Source organism: Niveibacterium microcysteis (assembly GCF_017161445.1).
GTDB lineage: Bacteria > Pseudomonadota > Gammaproteobacteria > Burkholderiales > Rhodocyclaceae > Niveibacterium > Niveibacterium microcysteis.
Window position 1 is genome coordinate 4,464,980 of record NZ_CP071060.1, and the last position, 16,498, is coordinate 4,481,477.

General features: G+C 59.4%; 12 protein-coding genes. All 12 read right to left on the reverse strand.

Annotated features, from left to right (window positions below; all coding sequences use genetic code 11):
• Positions 1 to 73 precede the first annotated feature (73 nt).
• Positions 74 to 1,558 carry a glutamate synthase subunit beta gene (locus JY500_RS20270; RefSeq protein ID WP_206254385.1) on the reverse strand — a complete coding sequence of 495 codons (1,485 nt, stop codon included), beginning with the start codon at positions 1,556 to 1,558 and terminating at the stop codon, positions 74 to 76.
• Positions 1,559 to 1,580: 22 nt separating this feature from the next.
• Entirely contained in the window at positions 1,581 to 6,263 is a 4,683-nt protein-coding gene (locus JY500_RS20275) for a glutamate synthase-related protein (RefSeq protein WP_172202462.1), read from the reverse strand.
• Positions 6,264 to 6,463: 200 nt separating this feature from the next.
• Positions 6,464 to 7,159 carry a transposase gene (locus JY500_RS20280; RefSeq protein WP_206254386.1) on the reverse strand — a complete coding sequence of 232 codons (696 nt, stop codon included), beginning with the start codon at positions 7,157 to 7,159 and terminating at the stop codon, positions 6,464 to 6,466.
• Positions 7,160 to 7,168: 9 nt separating this feature from the next.
• On the reverse strand, positions 7,169 to 8,290 hold the full coding sequence (locus JY500_RS20285; protein WP_206256555.1) for a deoxyguanosinetriphosphate triphosphohydrolase: 1,122 nt from the start codon (positions 8,288 to 8,290) through the stop codon (positions 7,169 to 7,171).
• Positions 8,287 to 9,381 (reverse strand): 3-dehydroquinate synthase, encoded by a 1,095-nt coding sequence (aroB, locus tag JY500_RS20290; protein ID WP_206254387.1) that lies wholly within the window; start codon positions 9,379 to 9,381, stop codon positions 8,287 to 8,289. Before aroB ends, JY500_RS20285 begins: the two co-directional genes overlap by 4 nt.
• Positions 9,351 to 9,875 carry a shikimate kinase gene (locus tag JY500_RS20295; protein WP_206254388.1) on the reverse strand — a complete coding sequence of 175 codons (525 nt, stop codon included), beginning with the start codon at positions 9,873 to 9,875 and terminating at the stop codon, positions 9,351 to 9,353. Before JY500_RS20295 ends, aroB begins: the two co-directional genes overlap by 31 nt.
• Positions 9,876 to 9,956: 81 nt before the next feature.
• Complete coding sequence (locus JY500_RS20300) at positions 9,957 to 11,342, reverse strand: Ig-like domain-containing protein (RefSeq protein WP_206254389.1); 1,386 nt, start codon at positions 11,340 to 11,342, stop codon at positions 9,957 to 9,959.
• Positions 11,343 to 11,411: 69 nt separating this feature from the next.
• Positions 11,412 to 13,541 carry a type IV pilus secretin PilQ gene (locus JY500_RS20305; protein WP_206254390.1) on the reverse strand — a complete coding sequence of 710 codons (2,130 nt, stop codon included), beginning with the start codon at positions 13,539 to 13,541 and terminating at the stop codon, positions 11,412 to 11,414.
• Entirely contained in the window at positions 13,538 to 14,056 is a 519-nt protein-coding gene (locus JY500_RS20310; protein WP_206254391.1) for a pilus assembly protein PilP, read from the reverse strand. Before JY500_RS20310 ends, JY500_RS20305 begins: the two co-directional genes overlap by 4 nt.
• Positions 14,056 to 14,730, reverse strand: coding sequence for a type IV pilus inner membrane component PilO (locus tag JY500_RS20315; RefSeq protein ID WP_206256556.1), 675 nt, complete (start codon positions 14,728 to 14,730; stop codon positions 14,056 to 14,058). Before JY500_RS20315 ends, JY500_RS20310 begins: the two co-directional genes overlap by 1 nt.
• A 2-nt stretch (positions 14,731 to 14,732) precedes the next feature.
• Positions 14,733 to 15,356: a PilN domain-containing protein gene (locus JY500_RS20320; protein ID WP_206254392.1), complete on the reverse strand. Its 624-nt coding sequence runs from the start codon at positions 15,354 to 15,356 to the stop codon at positions 14,733 to 14,735.
• The gene (locus JY500_RS20325; RefSeq protein ID WP_206254393.1) at positions 15,353 to 16,432 is read right to left on the reverse strand and encodes a pilus assembly protein PilM; all 1,080 of its coding nucleotides are present in this window, start codon (positions 16,430 to 16,432) and stop codon (positions 15,353 to 15,355) included. Before JY500_RS20325 ends, JY500_RS20320 begins: the two co-directional genes overlap by 4 nt.
• Positions 16,433 to 16,498: the final 66 nt, after the last annotated feature.

Genomic DNA, 16,498 nt, shown 5'->3' on the forward strand with positions numbered 1-16,498 from the left:
CGCACGCCATCGCAGCGCAAAAGAAAAGGGCGACCCGAAGGTCGCCCTGTTTATGTTCTGAGGTCCGTAGCGCTCAGCGCGGCAGCACCGACGTACCCATCAGGAACTCATCCACCGCACGCGCAGCCTGACGGCCTTCGCGGATCGCCCACACCACGAGCGACTGCCCGCGGCGCACGTCACCCGCCGCAAACACCTTCGGCACGTTGGTGGCGTAGGCGCCAGCGCCCTCGGTGCTGGCCTTGGCGTTGCCACGGCCATCCTTGTCGACGCCGAAGGCTTCAAGCATGGAGCCGAGCGGATTGACGAAGCCCATCGCGAGGAAGACGAGGTCAGCCGGGATCTCCTTCTCGGAACCCGCGACTTCCGTCATCTTCATCTGGCCGGTCTTCTCGTCCTTGGTCCACTCGACGCGCGCCGTCACCACGGCCTTCAGCTTGCCGTTCTCGCCCTTGAAGGACTTGGTCGTGATCGACCAGTCGCGCTCACAGCCTTCGTCGTGCGATGAAGAAGTACGCAGCTTGGTCGGCCAGTACGGCCAAACCAGCATCTTGTTCTCCTTCTCCGGCGGCATCGGCATCAGCTCAAACTGCGTGACGCTCTTAGCACCATGGCGATTCGAGGTACCGACGCAGTCGGAGCCGGTATCGCCACCGCCGATCACGACGACATGCTTGCCGGTCGCCTTGATCTGGTCCTTGAGCTTGTCGCCCGCGTTCACCTTGTTCTGCTGCGGCAGGAACTCCATCGCGAAATGCACGCCTTCGAGCTCGCGGCCCGGCACCGGCAGATCGCGCGGGATCTCCGAACCCGCGGCCAGCACCACGGCGTCAAACTCGGCCTTGAGCTGCTCGGGGTCGATCGTCTGCTTGGCATCCGAACCCACACCCTTGGGCAGGCCGCCCTTGCCGACATACACGCCCGTTTTGAACACGACACCTTCGGCCTTCATCTGCTCCAGGCGGCGGTCAATGTGACCCTTGTCGAGCTTGAAGTCAGGAATGCCGTAGCGCAGCAGGCCACCGACACGCGAGCTCTTCTCGAACACCGTCACATCATGGCCGGCACGCGCCAGCTGTTGCGCAGCGGCGAGGCCGGCAGGGCCCGAACCAACGACCGCGACCTTCTTGCCGGTCTTCGCGATCGGCGGCTGCGGCACGACCCAACCGTTCGCCCAGGCCTTGTCGATGATCGCGTGTTCGATCGACTTGATGCCGACCGGCAGCTCGTGGATACCCAGCGTACAGGCGGCTTCGCACGGCGCCGGGCAGATGCGCCCGGTGAACTCCGGGAAGTTGTTGGTCGAGTGCAGCACATCGATCGCCTGCTTCCAGTCCTGGTGATAAACCAAGTCGTTGAAGTCCGGGATGATGTTGTTGACCGGGCACCCGTTGTTGCAGAACGGGATACCGCAGTCCATGCAGCGTGCACCCTGCACCTTGGCCTGTTCGTCGCTCAGCGTGAGCACGAACTCCTTGTAATGCTGCTTGCGCTTGTCGGCGGCTTCGTAGCCTTCTTCAACGCGCGCGAATTCCATGAATCCGGTGACCTTACCCATTTTCGTTTTCTCCGGTTCTCGATCAGGCGGTGGTGGTGGCGGCAGCTTCGCGCGCGGCAGCCATTTCCTTCAACGCACGGCGGTATTCCTTCGGCATCACCTTGACGAAGGCAGCGCGCGACTCGTTCCACTTCTCGATCAGCGTCTTCGCACGGAAGCTGCCGGTGTAACGGAAGTGGCGCTCGATCAGGCGCTTCAGGATCGCTTCGTCGGTCTCGCCCTGGCCGCCACGGGTGACGGCATGCCACAGTGCGCGCTCGCCCTTCGCCTCTTGCTCGGCAGTGGAGAGCAGCGGCTCGACGTCGACCATCGCAAGGTTGCACTTCTGCGCAAAGGTGCGATCCGGGTCATAGATGTACGCAACCCCGCCCGACATGCCCGCCGCAAAGTTGCGGCCGGTGTCGCCCAGCACGATCACGGTGCCGCCGGTCATGTATTCGCAGCCGTGGTCACCCACGCCTTCGACCACCGCAGCAGCACCCGAGTTACGCACCGCGAAGCGCTCGCCACCGACGCCGTTGAAGAAGGCCTCACCACCGGTGGCACCGAACAGCACGGTGTTGCCGACGATGATGTGTTCCGGGCCAAAACCGCGGAAGTCGTTCGGGCTGCGCACGATCACACGACCACCGGCAAGGCCCTTGCCAACGTAGTCGTTGCCTTCGCCAACGAGATCCAGCGTCACGCCGTGCGCGAGGAAGGCACCGAAGCTCTGCCCCGCGGTACCGGCGAGCTGGATGTGGATGGTGTCGTCCGGCAGGCCGGCGTGGCCGTAGCGCTTCGCCACCTCGCCCGACAGCATCGCGCCGGCAGAGCGGTTGACGTTGCGGATCGGGGTGATGAACGAAACGCGTTCGCCCTTTTCCAGCGCCGGCTTGGCCTGTTCGATCAGCTTGTGATCGAGGGCACGCTCAAGCAGGTGATCCTGCGTGTCGGTGGCACGGCGAGCCACGCTCTCCGGCACTTCGGGCAGATGGAAGATGCGGCTGAAGTCCAGCCCCTTCGCCTTCCAATGGTCAATCGCCTTCTTCTTGTCGAGGAGGTCGGCGCGGCCGATCAGGTCTTCAAACTTGCGGATGCCCAACTGGGCCATGATCTCGCGCACTTCTTCCGCGATGAAGAAGAAGAAGTTGACCACGTGCTCCGGGCGACCCGAGAACTTCTTGCGCAGCTCCGGATCCTGCGTCGCCACGCCCACCGGGCAGGTGTTCAGGTGGCACTTGCGCATCATGATGCAGCCTTCGACGACCAGCGGCGCGGTCGCGAAACCGAACTCGTCGGCGCCCAGCAGCGCGGCGATTGCGACGTCACGGCCGGTCTTCATCTGACCATCGGCCTGCACGATCACGCGGCCACGCAGGCCGTTGAGCACCAGGGTCTGCTGGGTTTCGGCCAGGCCGAGTTCCCACGGCGAACCCGCGTGCTTGATCGAGGACAGCGGCGACGCGCCGGTGCCACCGTCGTGGCCGGCGATCACGATGTGATCGGCCTTGCACTTCGAGACGCCCGCGGCAACGGTGCCGACACCGACTTCCGACACCAGCTTCACCGAGATGCTGGCCTTCGGATTGACGTTCTTCAGGTCGTGGATCAGCTGTGCCAGATCCTCGATCGAGTAGATGTCGTGGTGCGGCGGCGGCGAGATCAGGCCGACGCCCGGCACCGAGAAACGCAGCTTCGCGATGTACTCGGACACCTTGTGACCCGGCAGCTGGCCGCCCTCACCCGGCTTCGCGCCCTGCGCCATCTTGATCTGGATCTGGTCGGCCGAGACGAGGTATTCGGCAGTGACACCGAAGCGGCCCGACGCAACCTGCTTGATCTTCGAACGCAGCGAATCGCCTTCCTGCAGCTCGATGTCGCGCTCGATCTGTTCCTTGCCGATGATCGATGCCAGCGACTCGCCCTTCTTGATGAAGATGCCCTTCATCTCCTTGGCGTAGCGCGCTTCGTCCTCACCACCTTCGCCGGTGTTCGACTTGCCGCCGATGCGGTTCATCGCGATCGCCAGCGTCGAGTGCGCTTCGGTCGAGATCGAGCCGAGCGACATCGCGCCGGTAGCGAAACGCTTGACGATTTCCTTCGCCGGTTCGACTTCGTCGAGCGGAATCGCCTTGGCCGGATCGATCTTGAACTCGAACAGACCGCGCAGCGTCATGTGGCGCTTGGTCTGGTCGTTGATGATCTGGGCGTATTCCTTGTAGTTCTGGAAGCTGTTCGAACGCGTCGAGTGCTGCAGCTTGGCGATCGCGTCCGGCGTCCACATGTGCTCTTCGCCGCGCACGCGGAAAGCGTATTCGCCGCCGGCATCCAGCGCATTGGCAAGGACCGGGTCCTGGCCAAATGCAGCGGAGTGCAGGCGAAGCGCCTCTTCCGCCACTTCGAAGATGCCGATACCTTCGACGTTGGACGCGGTGCCCTTGAAGTACTTCTGCACCAGGTCGGAATTCAGGCCAATCGCTTCAAAGATCTGCGCACCGCAGTAGGACATGTAGGTCGAGATGCCCATCTTGGACATGACCTTGTTGAGCCCCTTGCCGACGGCCTTGACGAAGTTCTTGATCGCCTTGTCCGGGCCCAGCTCGGCCGGCATGTCCTTCGCCATCTCGCGCAGGGTTTCCATCGCGAGGTAGGGGTGCACAGCTTCGGCACCATAGCCACCGAGCAGTGCAAAGTGGTGCACCTCACGTGCCGAACCGGTTTCAACGACGAGACCGGTCGAGGTACGCAGGCCTTTGCCAACGAGGTGCTGGTGGATCGCCGAGGTGGCAAGCAGCGCCGGGATCGCGACGTTCTGCGCGTCGACCTTGCGGTCCGACACGATCAGCACGGTGTAGCCGGAGCGCACTGCATCCTCTGCCTCCGCGCACAGCGAAGCGATGCGCGCCTCGATGCCGTCACGGCCCCAGGCGACCGGGTAGCAGATGTTCAGTTCGTAGGACTTGAACTTGTTGTCGGTGTACTTCTCGATCTCGCGCAGCTTTGCCATGTCCTTGAAGTCCAGCACCGGCTGGGAGACTTCGAGACGCATCGGCGGGTTGATGTTGTTCAGGTCGAGCAAGTTCGGCTTCGGGCCGATGAACGACACCGTCGACATCACGATCTGTTCGCGGATCGGGTCGATCGGCGGGTTCGTCACCTGCGCGAAGAGTTGCTTGAAGTAGTTGTAGAGCGGCTTATGCTTGTTGGACATCACCGCCAGCGGCGAATCGTTGCCCATCGAGCCAATCGCTTCTTCACCGCTGGCCGCCATCGGCGCCATCAGGAACTTGATGTCTTCCTGCGTGTAGCCGAAAGCTTGCTGGCGGTCGAGCAGCGAGGCGCGCACTTCCTGCTGGGCTTCCGGGCCGTCGACTTCGTCGAGCTTGACCTGGATGCGCTTGATCCACTCACGGTAGGGCTTGGCGTTCGCCAGCGCATCCTTGAGTTCCTTGTCGTCGATGATGCGGCCGGCTTCCATGTCGATCAGGAACATCTTGCCCGGCTGCAGGCGCCACTTCTTGACGATCTTGCTCTCGGGGATCGGCAGCACGCCGGATTCCGAGGCCATCACGACGAGATCGTCGTCGGTGACGATGTAGCGCGCGGGGCGCAGCCCGTTGCGGTCCAGCGTGGCGCCGATCTGGCGACCATCGGTGAACGCGATCGCGGCGGGGCCGTCCCACGGCTCCATCATCGCCGCGTGGTATTCGTAGAAGGCGCGGCGGTTCTCGTCCATCAGCGTGTGCTGTTCCCACGCTTCCGGAATCATCATCATCGCGGCTTGCGCAAGCGGGTAACCTGCCATCGTCAGCAGCTCGATGCAGTTGTCGAAGGTTGCCGTATCGGACTGGCCTTCATACACAATCGGGTAAAGCTTCTTCAGGTCGTCGCCCAGCACCGCCGACTTCATCACGCCTTCGCGCGCGCGCAGCCAGTTGAAGTTGCCCTTCACCGTGTTGATCTCGCCGTTGTGCGCGATCATCCGGTACGGGTGCGCCAGCGGCCACTCGGGGAAGGTATTGGTCGAGAAGCGTTGGTGCACCAGCGCGAGTGCCGACACGCAGCGCGGATCGGCGAGGTCCTTGTAATAGACGCCTACCTGGTTGGCGAGCAGCAGGCCCTTGTAAACAATCGTGCGCGCCGACATCGACGGCACGAAGTACTCCTTGCCGTGCTTGAGCTTGAGATTCTGGATCGCGTGGCTCGCCATCTTGCGGATGACGTAAAGCTTGCGCTCCAGCGCCTCGGTCACCATCACATCCGGGCCACGGCCGATGAAGATCTGGCGGATCACCGGCTCTTTCGCACGCACGGTCGGCGACATCGGCATGTCACGATCGACCGGCACATCGCGCCAGCCGAGAACGACCTGGCCTTCGGCGCGCACCGCGCGCTCCATCTCCTGTTCACAGGCGAGACGCGATGCAGCCTCCTTCGGCAGGAAGATCATGCCAACACCATACTCGCCCGGCGGCGGCAGCTTCACGCCCTGCGAAGCCATTTCCTCGCGGTAGAGCTGATCCGGAATCTGCACCAGGATGCCCGCACCGTCGCCCATCAGCGGGTCGGCGCCCACTGCACCGCGGTGATCGATGTTCTCGAGAATCTTCAGGCCGCCCTGAACGATCTCGTGGCTCTTCTGCCCCTTGATGTGGGCGACAAAGCCAACACCGCAGGCATCTTTCTCATTGGCGGGATCGTAGAGACCCTGGCGCTGTTCCATAACTTGCTCCCTTGGCGGCGCGCGTGCGCGCGTAGGCCGGCCCTTGGCCGGGACGGCGGAAAGATAGCGCGCTGCAACAGTGCACTCAAGCACTATAAAACGGGGTCAGAGTGCAATATAAAAATGCCCACTCTAGGTGCGGGCATTTAATGGGGACATATTACTTTGGTGCGAGGCGACGCTGGGTGCGACGATTGAGATCAGTCTGCTGTTACGGCCTTGCTCGGTCGCCCCTTGGGCAGCGGTCTCGCACGGCGAGTTGGCGCGGGGTCGCCAGGTTCGTCCGGCGGGTCGCCCAGCATCCAGCCGCGATGCGCAGCAAAGCGAATCGCCTCAAGTTCTTGCGTGGACAGTCCGGCTTCGACCGTTTTTCGATAGGCCGCCTGGCGATCGAAAGGCGTGTTGCCCAGCGCCCAGAACATCGCGTGGTCCGTCAGGTACGGATCACTTTCATGCCCCAGATGGGCGCGCGCGCTCGACCAGACCCAGTACGCCGCGTCAGGCACGAGCCCTGCGCGAACCGGATTCAATTCAACATAACGATAGGCGTGCAGCAGCCACTGCGCGGGATCGACCACCGTCGAGCGGTAGCGCCCCTCCCACAAAGTGCCAGTCCGGCGATGGCGGTCGTTGAACCAACGCACATAGCGGCGCCCGAGGCGTTGCATCAACCGTGATGCGCCCTGCGCATCTTCCGCAGTGACCAACAGATGCACATGATTCGGCATCAGCACGTAGGCATGCAATGCGACATCGCACTCCTTGAGTGCGTCGCGCAGCCACGCAAGAAACTGCTGATAGTCCGTCTCGTCGAGAAACAGAGGATTCCGGTTGTTGCCCCGCTGGGTTATCAACTGGGGCAGCCCTGGGATGTAGAGTCGCGCAAGCCGCGCCATCAATTCGCCCTAGATGGGTGAGATCGCGAACAGGCGATGATGCTCCTTCATCGCATAGCGATCGGTCATGCCAGCGATGTAGTCGGCGATGGCACGCGGCTTGTCGTCCGCGGCCCGCTGTTGGTATTGCGGCGGAAGCAGGCGGGGGTCGTTCATGAAGGCATCGAACAGATCGGCGATCACGCGCTTCGCCTTGGCCATCTCGCGCAAGACGCGGAAGTGCCAGTAGAGGTTTTCCCGCAAGAACTTGCGCAACGGCTGCAGGGCCGCGTGCATCTGCTCACTGAAGCCGACAAGCCGGCCCGCCGTACGCACGTCATCCAGGCTGGCGACGCCGCTTGATGCGATCGCCGCCTCGGTCGTGCGCAACAGATCCAACGTTTGTTCATTGATCAAACGCCTGACCGTCTCATGAATCAAGCGGCGCTCACCCAGTCCCGGGTATGCGGCACGCACGGCGGCGAGATGCTTAGCCACGAGCGCCACGTCCTCAAGCTGAGCAAGCGAAATCAGGCCCGATCGAAGCCCGTCGTCGATGTCATGGTTGTTGTAGGCGATCTCGTCGGCGTAATTATTCAACTGCGCCTCGAGCGATGGCTGGCGCTTTTCAATGAAGCGCCGCCCAAGCTCGCCAAGCTGTTGAGCGTTCCGAAGCGAGCAATGCTTGAGGATGCCCTCGCGTGTTTCGTACACGAGATTGAGGCCGTCAAAGTCTGCGTAATGCTCCTCAAGCACCTCGACGGTGCGCAGCGACTGGAGGTTGTGCTCAAAACCGCCGTGTTCACGCATGCAGTCGTTGAGCGCGTCCTGCCCGGCGTGCCCAAACGGCGTATGCCCAAGGTCATGAGCGTACGCGATGGCCTCCGAGAGATCCTCATTCAGGTGCAGCACACGCGCGATCGACCGCGCGATCTGCGCGACCTCGATGCTGTGGGTCAGGCGCGTGCGGAACAGATCCCCTTCGTGATTGACGAAGACCTGTGTCTTGTATTCAAGCCGGCGGAATGCCGTCGAGTGAACGATGCGGTCTCGGTCGCGCTGAAACTCGCCCCTGCCCTGCGGCGCCGGCTCGGCAACCCGACGCCCCTTCGAATTGATCTCCGTTACGGCGTACGGTGCCAACATCGTCAGCCCCCGCAGCGCTCAATCGCAGCGCGAATCTGAGCTTCATCCGCCTCCGCCGAGATCGTGGCCCGCCCGATGGCCTTCAAGAGCACCAAACGTAGCTGCCCGTCTGCAACCTTCTTGTCGTGTCGCATCAGGCTAAGGTAACGGTCTGCACCCAAAGGGGCGCCACGGACGGGCAACCCGGCGCGGACGAACAAGCGCTGGATTCGCGCGACATCGTCCTCTGTCAGCCAACCTAATATGCGCGAAAGCTCGGCAGCCATGATGGTTCCAGCCGCGACGGCTTCACCGTGCAACCAAACGCCGTAGCCCAGCCCAGTTTCGATCGCATGCCCGAAGGTGTGCCCCAGATTCAGCGTCGCCCGCTCGCCCTGCTCGGTCTCATCCGCAGCAACCACCTCGGCCTTGTTGCGGCATGAGCGCTCGACCGCATCCGCAAGGGCTTCTGGCTCCCGTGCGAGCAATCGGTCCAGGTTGCCCTCCAACCATTCAAAGAAGGGCAAATCCCGAATCAGTCCATATTTGATGACCTCGGCGAGCCCAGCTTTCAGCTCCCGATCGGGCAAGGAATTCAAGGTCGAGATATCGGCCAGTACCAGCTTGGGCTGGTAGAAGGCTCCGATCATGTTCTTGCCAAGAGGGTGATTGATCGCGGTCTTGCCACCGACGGACGAATCCACTTGGGAGAGGAGCGTCGTCGGAATCTGGATGAACGGAACGCCGCGCTGATAAGTCGCAGCGGCAAAACCCGTCATATCGCCGACCACACCACCGCCAAGGGCGATCAGCGTCGTCGACCGCTCCGCCATTTTCGCGAGGAGGGCATCGAAGATCCGATTGAGTGTCGGCCAGTCCTTGTAGGCTTCGCCATCCGGCAAAACCACCTCGGACACCTCAACACCGTTGGCGCGCAGCCCTGCCAGAACACGCTCAAGGTAAAGCGGCGCTACCGTTTCGTTGGTCACCACGACCGCGCGCTTCCGGCCGAGTCCACGGATCAGGTGCGACGGCTCGTCGAGCAAACCCGACCCAATACAAATCGGATAACTGCGCTCGCCGAGCGCTACGTCGAGGACGCGGACTGCTTCTCCCATTCCTTCAGAATCCTGTTAACAGCCGAAGACGAATGGTACCGCGAGCCGTCCAAAATGAAGTCCGCCACTTCACGGTAGAGCGGGTCGCGCTGCCGTCGCAGCTCCTCAAGCCTGCCTAACGGATCTGGGACGCGCAACAACGGTCGATTGGGGTCGTTGCGGGTGCGCTCATAAAGCTGCCTAACTGGAACGTCCAGATATACAACCCAGCCGTTGCGCTTCATCGTATTCCTGTTGCCAGCATCAAGCACAGCGCCGCCACCGGTGGCCAGCACTATTCCGGGAGCCTCCATTAAGGCAGCAATGGTCAGGGCCTCGCGCCGCCGAAACCCAGCTTCCCCTTCGACATCGAAGATCGTCGGAATCCTTACCCCGGTCCGAAGTTCAACCTCGTGATCCGAGTCAACAAAAGGCAACAAGAGCCGTCGCGCGAGCAAACGGCCAATCGTCGTCTTGCCAGACCCCATCAACCCAACCAGAACGACATTCTTCACGAGGCAAAGACCAACATGGTAAGGGGGCTACCAAGGTAGCCCCCCGTTTAGAGCAGTCCGCAAGCTACAAAGCAACAGACGTTAGTTCACCGGCATGCACGTATTGGAAACCGGATTATCGGCGTCGGCTGGCGCGTCCCGCAAACAATTACGAACATACGTATCAGACTCGGGCGAGTCGATGATTACGTTACCGCCAGCCGCTACAAATCCACCGACATTCACCCAGCTCCCATCGAACGTTACTGGCTTACTGGTATAGCCCTTGGTCGCCGCCGCGGGGCTTGCTGTGTAGTTACCAACCGAATAGGCAATCACATGGTGCTTACCGCGCGTGAGGTCTTTGCCAGTATAGTCGCCGCTACACGCGCTATTTACTGTTAAGCACGCCCCTGATGGCTGTCCAGCTTGTTTGCTTGCAACGACGAGCCCTGTATCACTCACAAGGTTCACAACAGTCCCATCAGCGACGGGGTCGCCCTTCTCGTCGCCGACGAAAACGGTAAACTTACAAGGGTACACGCGCTCGGCACTCTTTCCGCACGTCGCGCTCGGGTCCCACAACATAAAGAACTTCATCTGATCGGGCTTTTTCCCGGAAATGATTATCTGATCTTCGGAAAGCTGTGTGGGTTCGGTCCGCCCCCCGTCATAGGTAGCGTAAGCCGTCACATTGACGCTCAGTGGCTCCGTACCCGAACGCACTGTAATACTCGCAACCCCGTCAGCATTCGCAACTACAGAGACCGGCTGCCCGGTAACGCCAGGATCACTACGGTCCTTCTTGAGCACGATTCCACCGGTCCACTGCGTCACACCAAATACGACTGTCGCACCCGGAACAGCTGCATTAGTCGAATCGAGCACCTTAAACGTAACTACGGACTCTTCCGCCGCGTTTGATGCACCGGCAGACCCCCCAGACACGAAGATTCGGGTCGGTGTCGCACTCACGTACTTCAAGTACGCCGGAGTTCCTGGCTTGGTGGTTATGATCTTCTCATTAATACGGAACGGCAACTGCCCTACAGCCGTGTACGCCGAGCTGCCGTTCGCAATGGTCGCTTCTACGTTCAAGGTAACCGCTCCCGAAGCAGAGGGAGATGCCGAATTTACGATAACCGACGCTTGTCCTTTTGAGTCGGTCAAGACAGCACCGCTCGTACTCAGGGTCGCCAAGGCTGTATCGCTGACTTTTGTCGTCACGACAACGCCCGGTTGAACCACGCCGGCTTGGCTTTTCAGGGTAAGTGTAACCTTCACCCCTCCATCACCAAAGATTAGGGCGTCGTTGATCTGATTGTAAGGGGTGGCGTTAGCCGAACGCTGCGCCTCAAACGTCAGGACGTAGGCGTCCGTATTCTGCGGGGTTGACTGCGCCGTACCGCAATCGGACAACTGACAGGCGCCACCCCCACCACCGCACCCACCAATGAAAACCGACAGCGCCGCGCCGGCGATCAGCATTGCAATTCGTCTAAACATTAGAAACTCCGGAAACAGACACCACAAACTCAACGCGACGCAGCACTAAGGTCATCTGCTGGCCGTTTGCTCCGAAACGATCTTCGGCGTTATGAACACCAACAACTCTGTCTTATTGTCGACTCTCGAGTTGTCGCGAAACAGATATCCAGCGATCGGAATATCACCAAGCAACGGAATCTTGTTCGTACGGTTCGTCGTTTCTTGAGTGTAGATTCCGCCGATAACGACAGTACCCCCGTTCTCAACGAGAACCTCCGTTCTCACGTGCTTGGTGTCAATTGCAATGCCGCTACTGCTGGATATCTGGGTATTCGGCGTGTCTTTGTTTACATCAAGACTCATCAAGATTTTTCCGTCCGGGGTAATCTGCGGCTTAACCTTTAGCGACAGATTTGCCTTCTTGAACGATACACTCGTTGCCCCCGAACTGGTCGCTTGCTGATATGGGATTTCCACCCCCTGCTCAATGAGCGCCTCAATCTGATCGGCCGTCATCACACGCGGACGGGATATCACCTTGCCTTTGCCGTCAGCCTCCAACGCAGAAATCTCTAGCGCCAAGAACCGCGTCGCATTGCTGTTCCAAAGAACAAACGATAGCGCCCCAGCAGCGGATCCGGCGATGGATCCTGCAGGTAGATTTACACCCAGCGCCTGCGCTAACGAGTCCGGTTTCGTCTCAATGAGTCCGCCCTGATAGCCAGTTTGGGCAATCCCACCACCGTAAGTGGTTCGCCCGACGGCACGCCCATCGGCCGTTGTCCCGACCACGCCCCCAGCGCTTCCTCCGAAGCCAAGGCGCACACCGAGATTTCTTGTGAAAGTGTCAGCGGCCTCAACAATCTGAGCCTCTATCAACACCTGCCTAACGGGAACGTCAATCTCACCAACAACACGCCGGATATCTTCAAGGCGCGAGCCAATGTCAGAGACAAATAGCTTATTTGTACGGTCATCCACAACCACGCTGCCCCGTTTCGACAAAATCGTCTGATCGCGATTCTTCAAGAACGCTGCGACAGCTGTCGCGCGGTGGTAATTGATTTGGAAGGTCTCAGTACGCAGAGGTTCAAGTTCCGTGATGGCCTGCTTGGCCTCAAACTCCAGCTTCTCGCGAGTTGCGAGTTCATCTCGCGGAGCAATCCATATCACGTTGCCATTTTTACGCATATCCAAGCCTTTAGCCTGGAGGATGATGTCCAACGCTTGATCCCACGGCACATCTTTGAGTCTCAGCGTCAGCGAACCCGTAACGGAGTCGCTTGTAATGATGTTGAAGTTCGTGAAATCTGCTATTACCTGAAGCACAGATCGAACGTCGATATTCTGGAAATTGAGAGACAGCTTGTCACCTGAGAATTTCGGCCTACCGTCGGCGAGCTTCTTGGAATCCTCCGGAGCTTGCTTAACCTCAATGACGAACTGACTCTCACTTTGATACGCGTTGTGCTCCCAGTTGCCCTTAGGAGAGATCACCATCCTTACGTTTTGCCCTTGCACCGACGTCGCAATGGTAGTGACCGGCGTCGCAAAGTCCGTAACATCCAACTTTTTTCTTAGCTGGTCCGGCAACGTAGATTTTGCGAACTCCACAACCAAATTACTGCCCTGATTCCGAATGTCAATTCCAACGCCAGGGTCAGATAAATCGACGACAATCCGCCCCTCGCCGTCTTTTCCGCGTCTGAAGTTGATGTCGCGTATCGCGTGCGCTCCCGCCGACATTTGAGCGTCCGAGAACCGCGCCGTTTGCGGACTCGACGACTGCACCGTTAAGGCAGACAGCGAGACGAAAACATTTCGGTCTTCCACGCGTGCCTCGTAGGCTAGTGGGCGTAGAAGGTTGAGCACTATGCGAGTTCTATCCCCCGCCTGGACGATATTTGCAGAGCGCAGGTCTCCTTCATTGAGAATCTGCGCGTTGCGACCTGTTGCATTTCCGGTTCCCGGGAAGTCAAGCGCAATGCGCGCGGGGCTGGCGACCGAAAAGCTGCCCGGCACTGCCGGGATCGGTTTCTTCAAGGTGATTTTCACCAAGATACGATCGCCTTGCTTAGCTACAGCAATCGCTTCAATACTGTTCGATGTATCGGCACTCGTCTGCGCACCCGCGAGAATCGGCGCGCAAGCCAAGACGGTAAAGAAAGCGGCTGCCGCCAGCCGAACCGTGATTCTCATTTTGTCGCCTCCTGCAACTGCAGCGTATTGACACGCTCGACCCAGTCGCCGTTGGTGTCTTCGATTAATTCTTTGAGCGTCACTTCGCTCTCTGTAACTTGCGTAATAACGCCGAAATTCTGGCCCATATAGTTACCAACGCCGACTTGGTACAGGGTACGGTCCGCGTTAATGATGGCTAGTGGCCGCCCTTTCATGGTGAGCGTTCCTACCATCCGCAAGCTTTCAAGAGGGAACGATTCCAGTGGTTCACGTCGGCGATTCATGTCTGGCCGCAGGCCGCCTCCGCCACCGCCTTTTGCAGCCTCGAGCTTTGATGGCCGAAACGGGTCAACCAACGCACCGGCTTCGTACGCAACGACTGGGAATGTCTTGATAGTGGGTAAAGGCGGGACTCGGCCGCGTAGGTCCCGAGACGACTCAGCCATCCACTGCTTAACGCCTGAGTGCTCATCCCCAGAGCATCCCGCTAACATGAGCACTATTAGCAACCATCGAGGATCGTAGTGTTGCATCACTTCCCCCCGCCCGCTTTGGCTTTCGCTGCTTTTTCTTTCTTCTGCTTGGCAATCTCTTGTTCGTCAAGATATCGATAGGTGACTGCCAATGCGTCCATTTTCAGATTGCCGTCTTTCGCCACTTCAATTGCGATGTCGTTTAAAGTGACGATGCGCGGCAGCTTCGCGATGTCACCGACGAAGTTTCCGAGATCGTGGTATGTGCCCGTCAAACGAATTGCAATGGGCAGCTCTGCATAGAAATCCTTGGGCGACTCGGAGTTGGGCTTCCAGAGCTCGAACTGCAAACCTCGCCCAAGCCCCGCCTGATTGACATCAATCAACAGATTCTCCATCTCCGTCTTACTCGGCAACTGTTTCAGAAGGGCACCGAACTGCCGGTCGATCTCAGTCAACTGCCGCTTATACTCATCCAAGTTCACCGCTTGCCGCTTCTTTGATAGCCACTCATCCTTTAGCTGAGCCTGCTGCATGACTCGTTGATCAAAGTCTTCGCTTTGGTTTTTCCAGTCAAACCACCACGCAAGAACAAGAATAGCCGCCAAGATGCCTAGCAGGGCAGAGACCCGGGGCAACAAGGGCCACAGCCCAGGATCATTGGGGTCAAGGTTCTTGAAATCCTGAGCCAATTGCTCCGGCCGAATGTTCCGGATTTCCCGAAGGGCCTTCATCTTCACGATTTCTTCTCCGGAGCGGAAGGCAGCGATTTGACGTTATCGGGATCCGATTTCTCGCGCTCAATGAATACGTCAAGCGTGAATTCCGAAGCCCTCCTCTTCCCGGTCTCTACTGCCTTAATCTCGATTAATTGGGGGCGCTCGAAGATTGGCGATGCATCGAGATTGCGCATGAGGGTCGAAACTCGGGCGTTTGACTGAGTTACTCCAGTCAGCGTGATCTTCATCCCAGTCTGCTTCAGCGCTTTGCAATTGCCGTCGGGCTTGGCGCACCCAAGATAGACGCCATCCGGCACAAGTCGCGCAAGCTCGTTGAAGACATGAACCGTTTCAGCTCGATGACTCTGCAAAAGCTCAATCACTTGTTTTCGAGAAAGCAGGGCTTGTGTCTGCTCTCTCAGACGCTGAATCTCAGCGATGTCTTTGTCGAGTTTGGCGATTTCGCTCTTGAGAAAATCGTTGTCTGCTTGTTGTGCTTGAATACGAGACTCGTTGAAAGAATGAACGAGGAGCGCGATTAGTCCGCCCAAAACGATCGACGCAACCGCGAAAGCGTAGAACTGCTGGCGACGGAGCTTGCGCGCCTCTTCGCGGTGAGGCAGGAGGTTGATTCTGATCATTCGTCAAACCTCCGAAGGGCGAGGCCGCAGGCGACCATTAAGGCCGGAGCATCCGCGGCAAGAGTCTTCGGCCGAATCCGCTGAGCGAGCGCCATTCCGGAGAACGGGTTTGCGATAGTCGCGGGAATTTGAGTACGTGCCGCTACTACTTGATCAAGACCCGGTATGACGGCACAGCCTCCGGCGAGGATGACGTGGTCGACCTGGTTGAATGTCGTTGACGTGAAGAAGAACTGCAGCGCTCGCGAGACTTCCAAGGCAAGGCTGTCCATGAACGGCCGCAGTAATTCGACTTCGTAATTCTCTGGAAGGCTGCCGGTCCGCTTTGCTGACTCGGCTTCGTCGGCATTCATGCCGTATTGGCGGGCAATGTCTTGCGACAATTGGTTACCGCCGAACGCCTGCTCCCGCGTATAGAGTTGTTGCTCATTACGGAATACGGTCGTCTTCAGCATATTCGCGCCGGCATCGACGAGTGCGACGATCCGGTTTTTGCCGCCTTCGGGCAGCTGGGCACGGATCAGATCCAGCGCGCTTTGCGACGCAAAAGATTCGACGTCCATCACCAGCGGCTTCAGGCCCGCGGCTTCGGCGACGGCGACTCGGTCTTCGACTTTCTCTTTGCGCGACGCGGCGATCAGGACTTCGACTTCCTCTTCACCCCCGGGCGCAGGGCCAAGGACCTGAAAGTCGAGGTTGACCTCTTCAATAGCAAAGGGAATGTATTGATTGGCTTCGGACTCGACCTGAACTTCCATGTCGGTCTCGCGCAACCCGGCCGGCAGGATGATCTTCTTGGTGATGACGGCGCCCGCAGGCAACGCCATACCAACGTTCCGGGTGGTGGTCGACATCCGTTTCCACGCTCGTCGTACCGCATCCGCAACCACGTCGAGCTGGGCGATGTTGCCGTCACTCACTGCGTCACGAGGCAAAGGCTCGATGGCGTAGCGTTCCAGGCGCCTTTGGCGGCCGTTTACGTCGGACAACTCGACCAGTTTGACGGCGGACGAGGATATGTCCAGACCGATCAACGGGCGCGCTTTTCCGGCGAAGATCGAAGAGAAGTCGATCACGGGAAAATTCCCTTTTCAATCAACAAATTAGGCACAATTGCCACAATTTACTTGAAATCCTAGCAG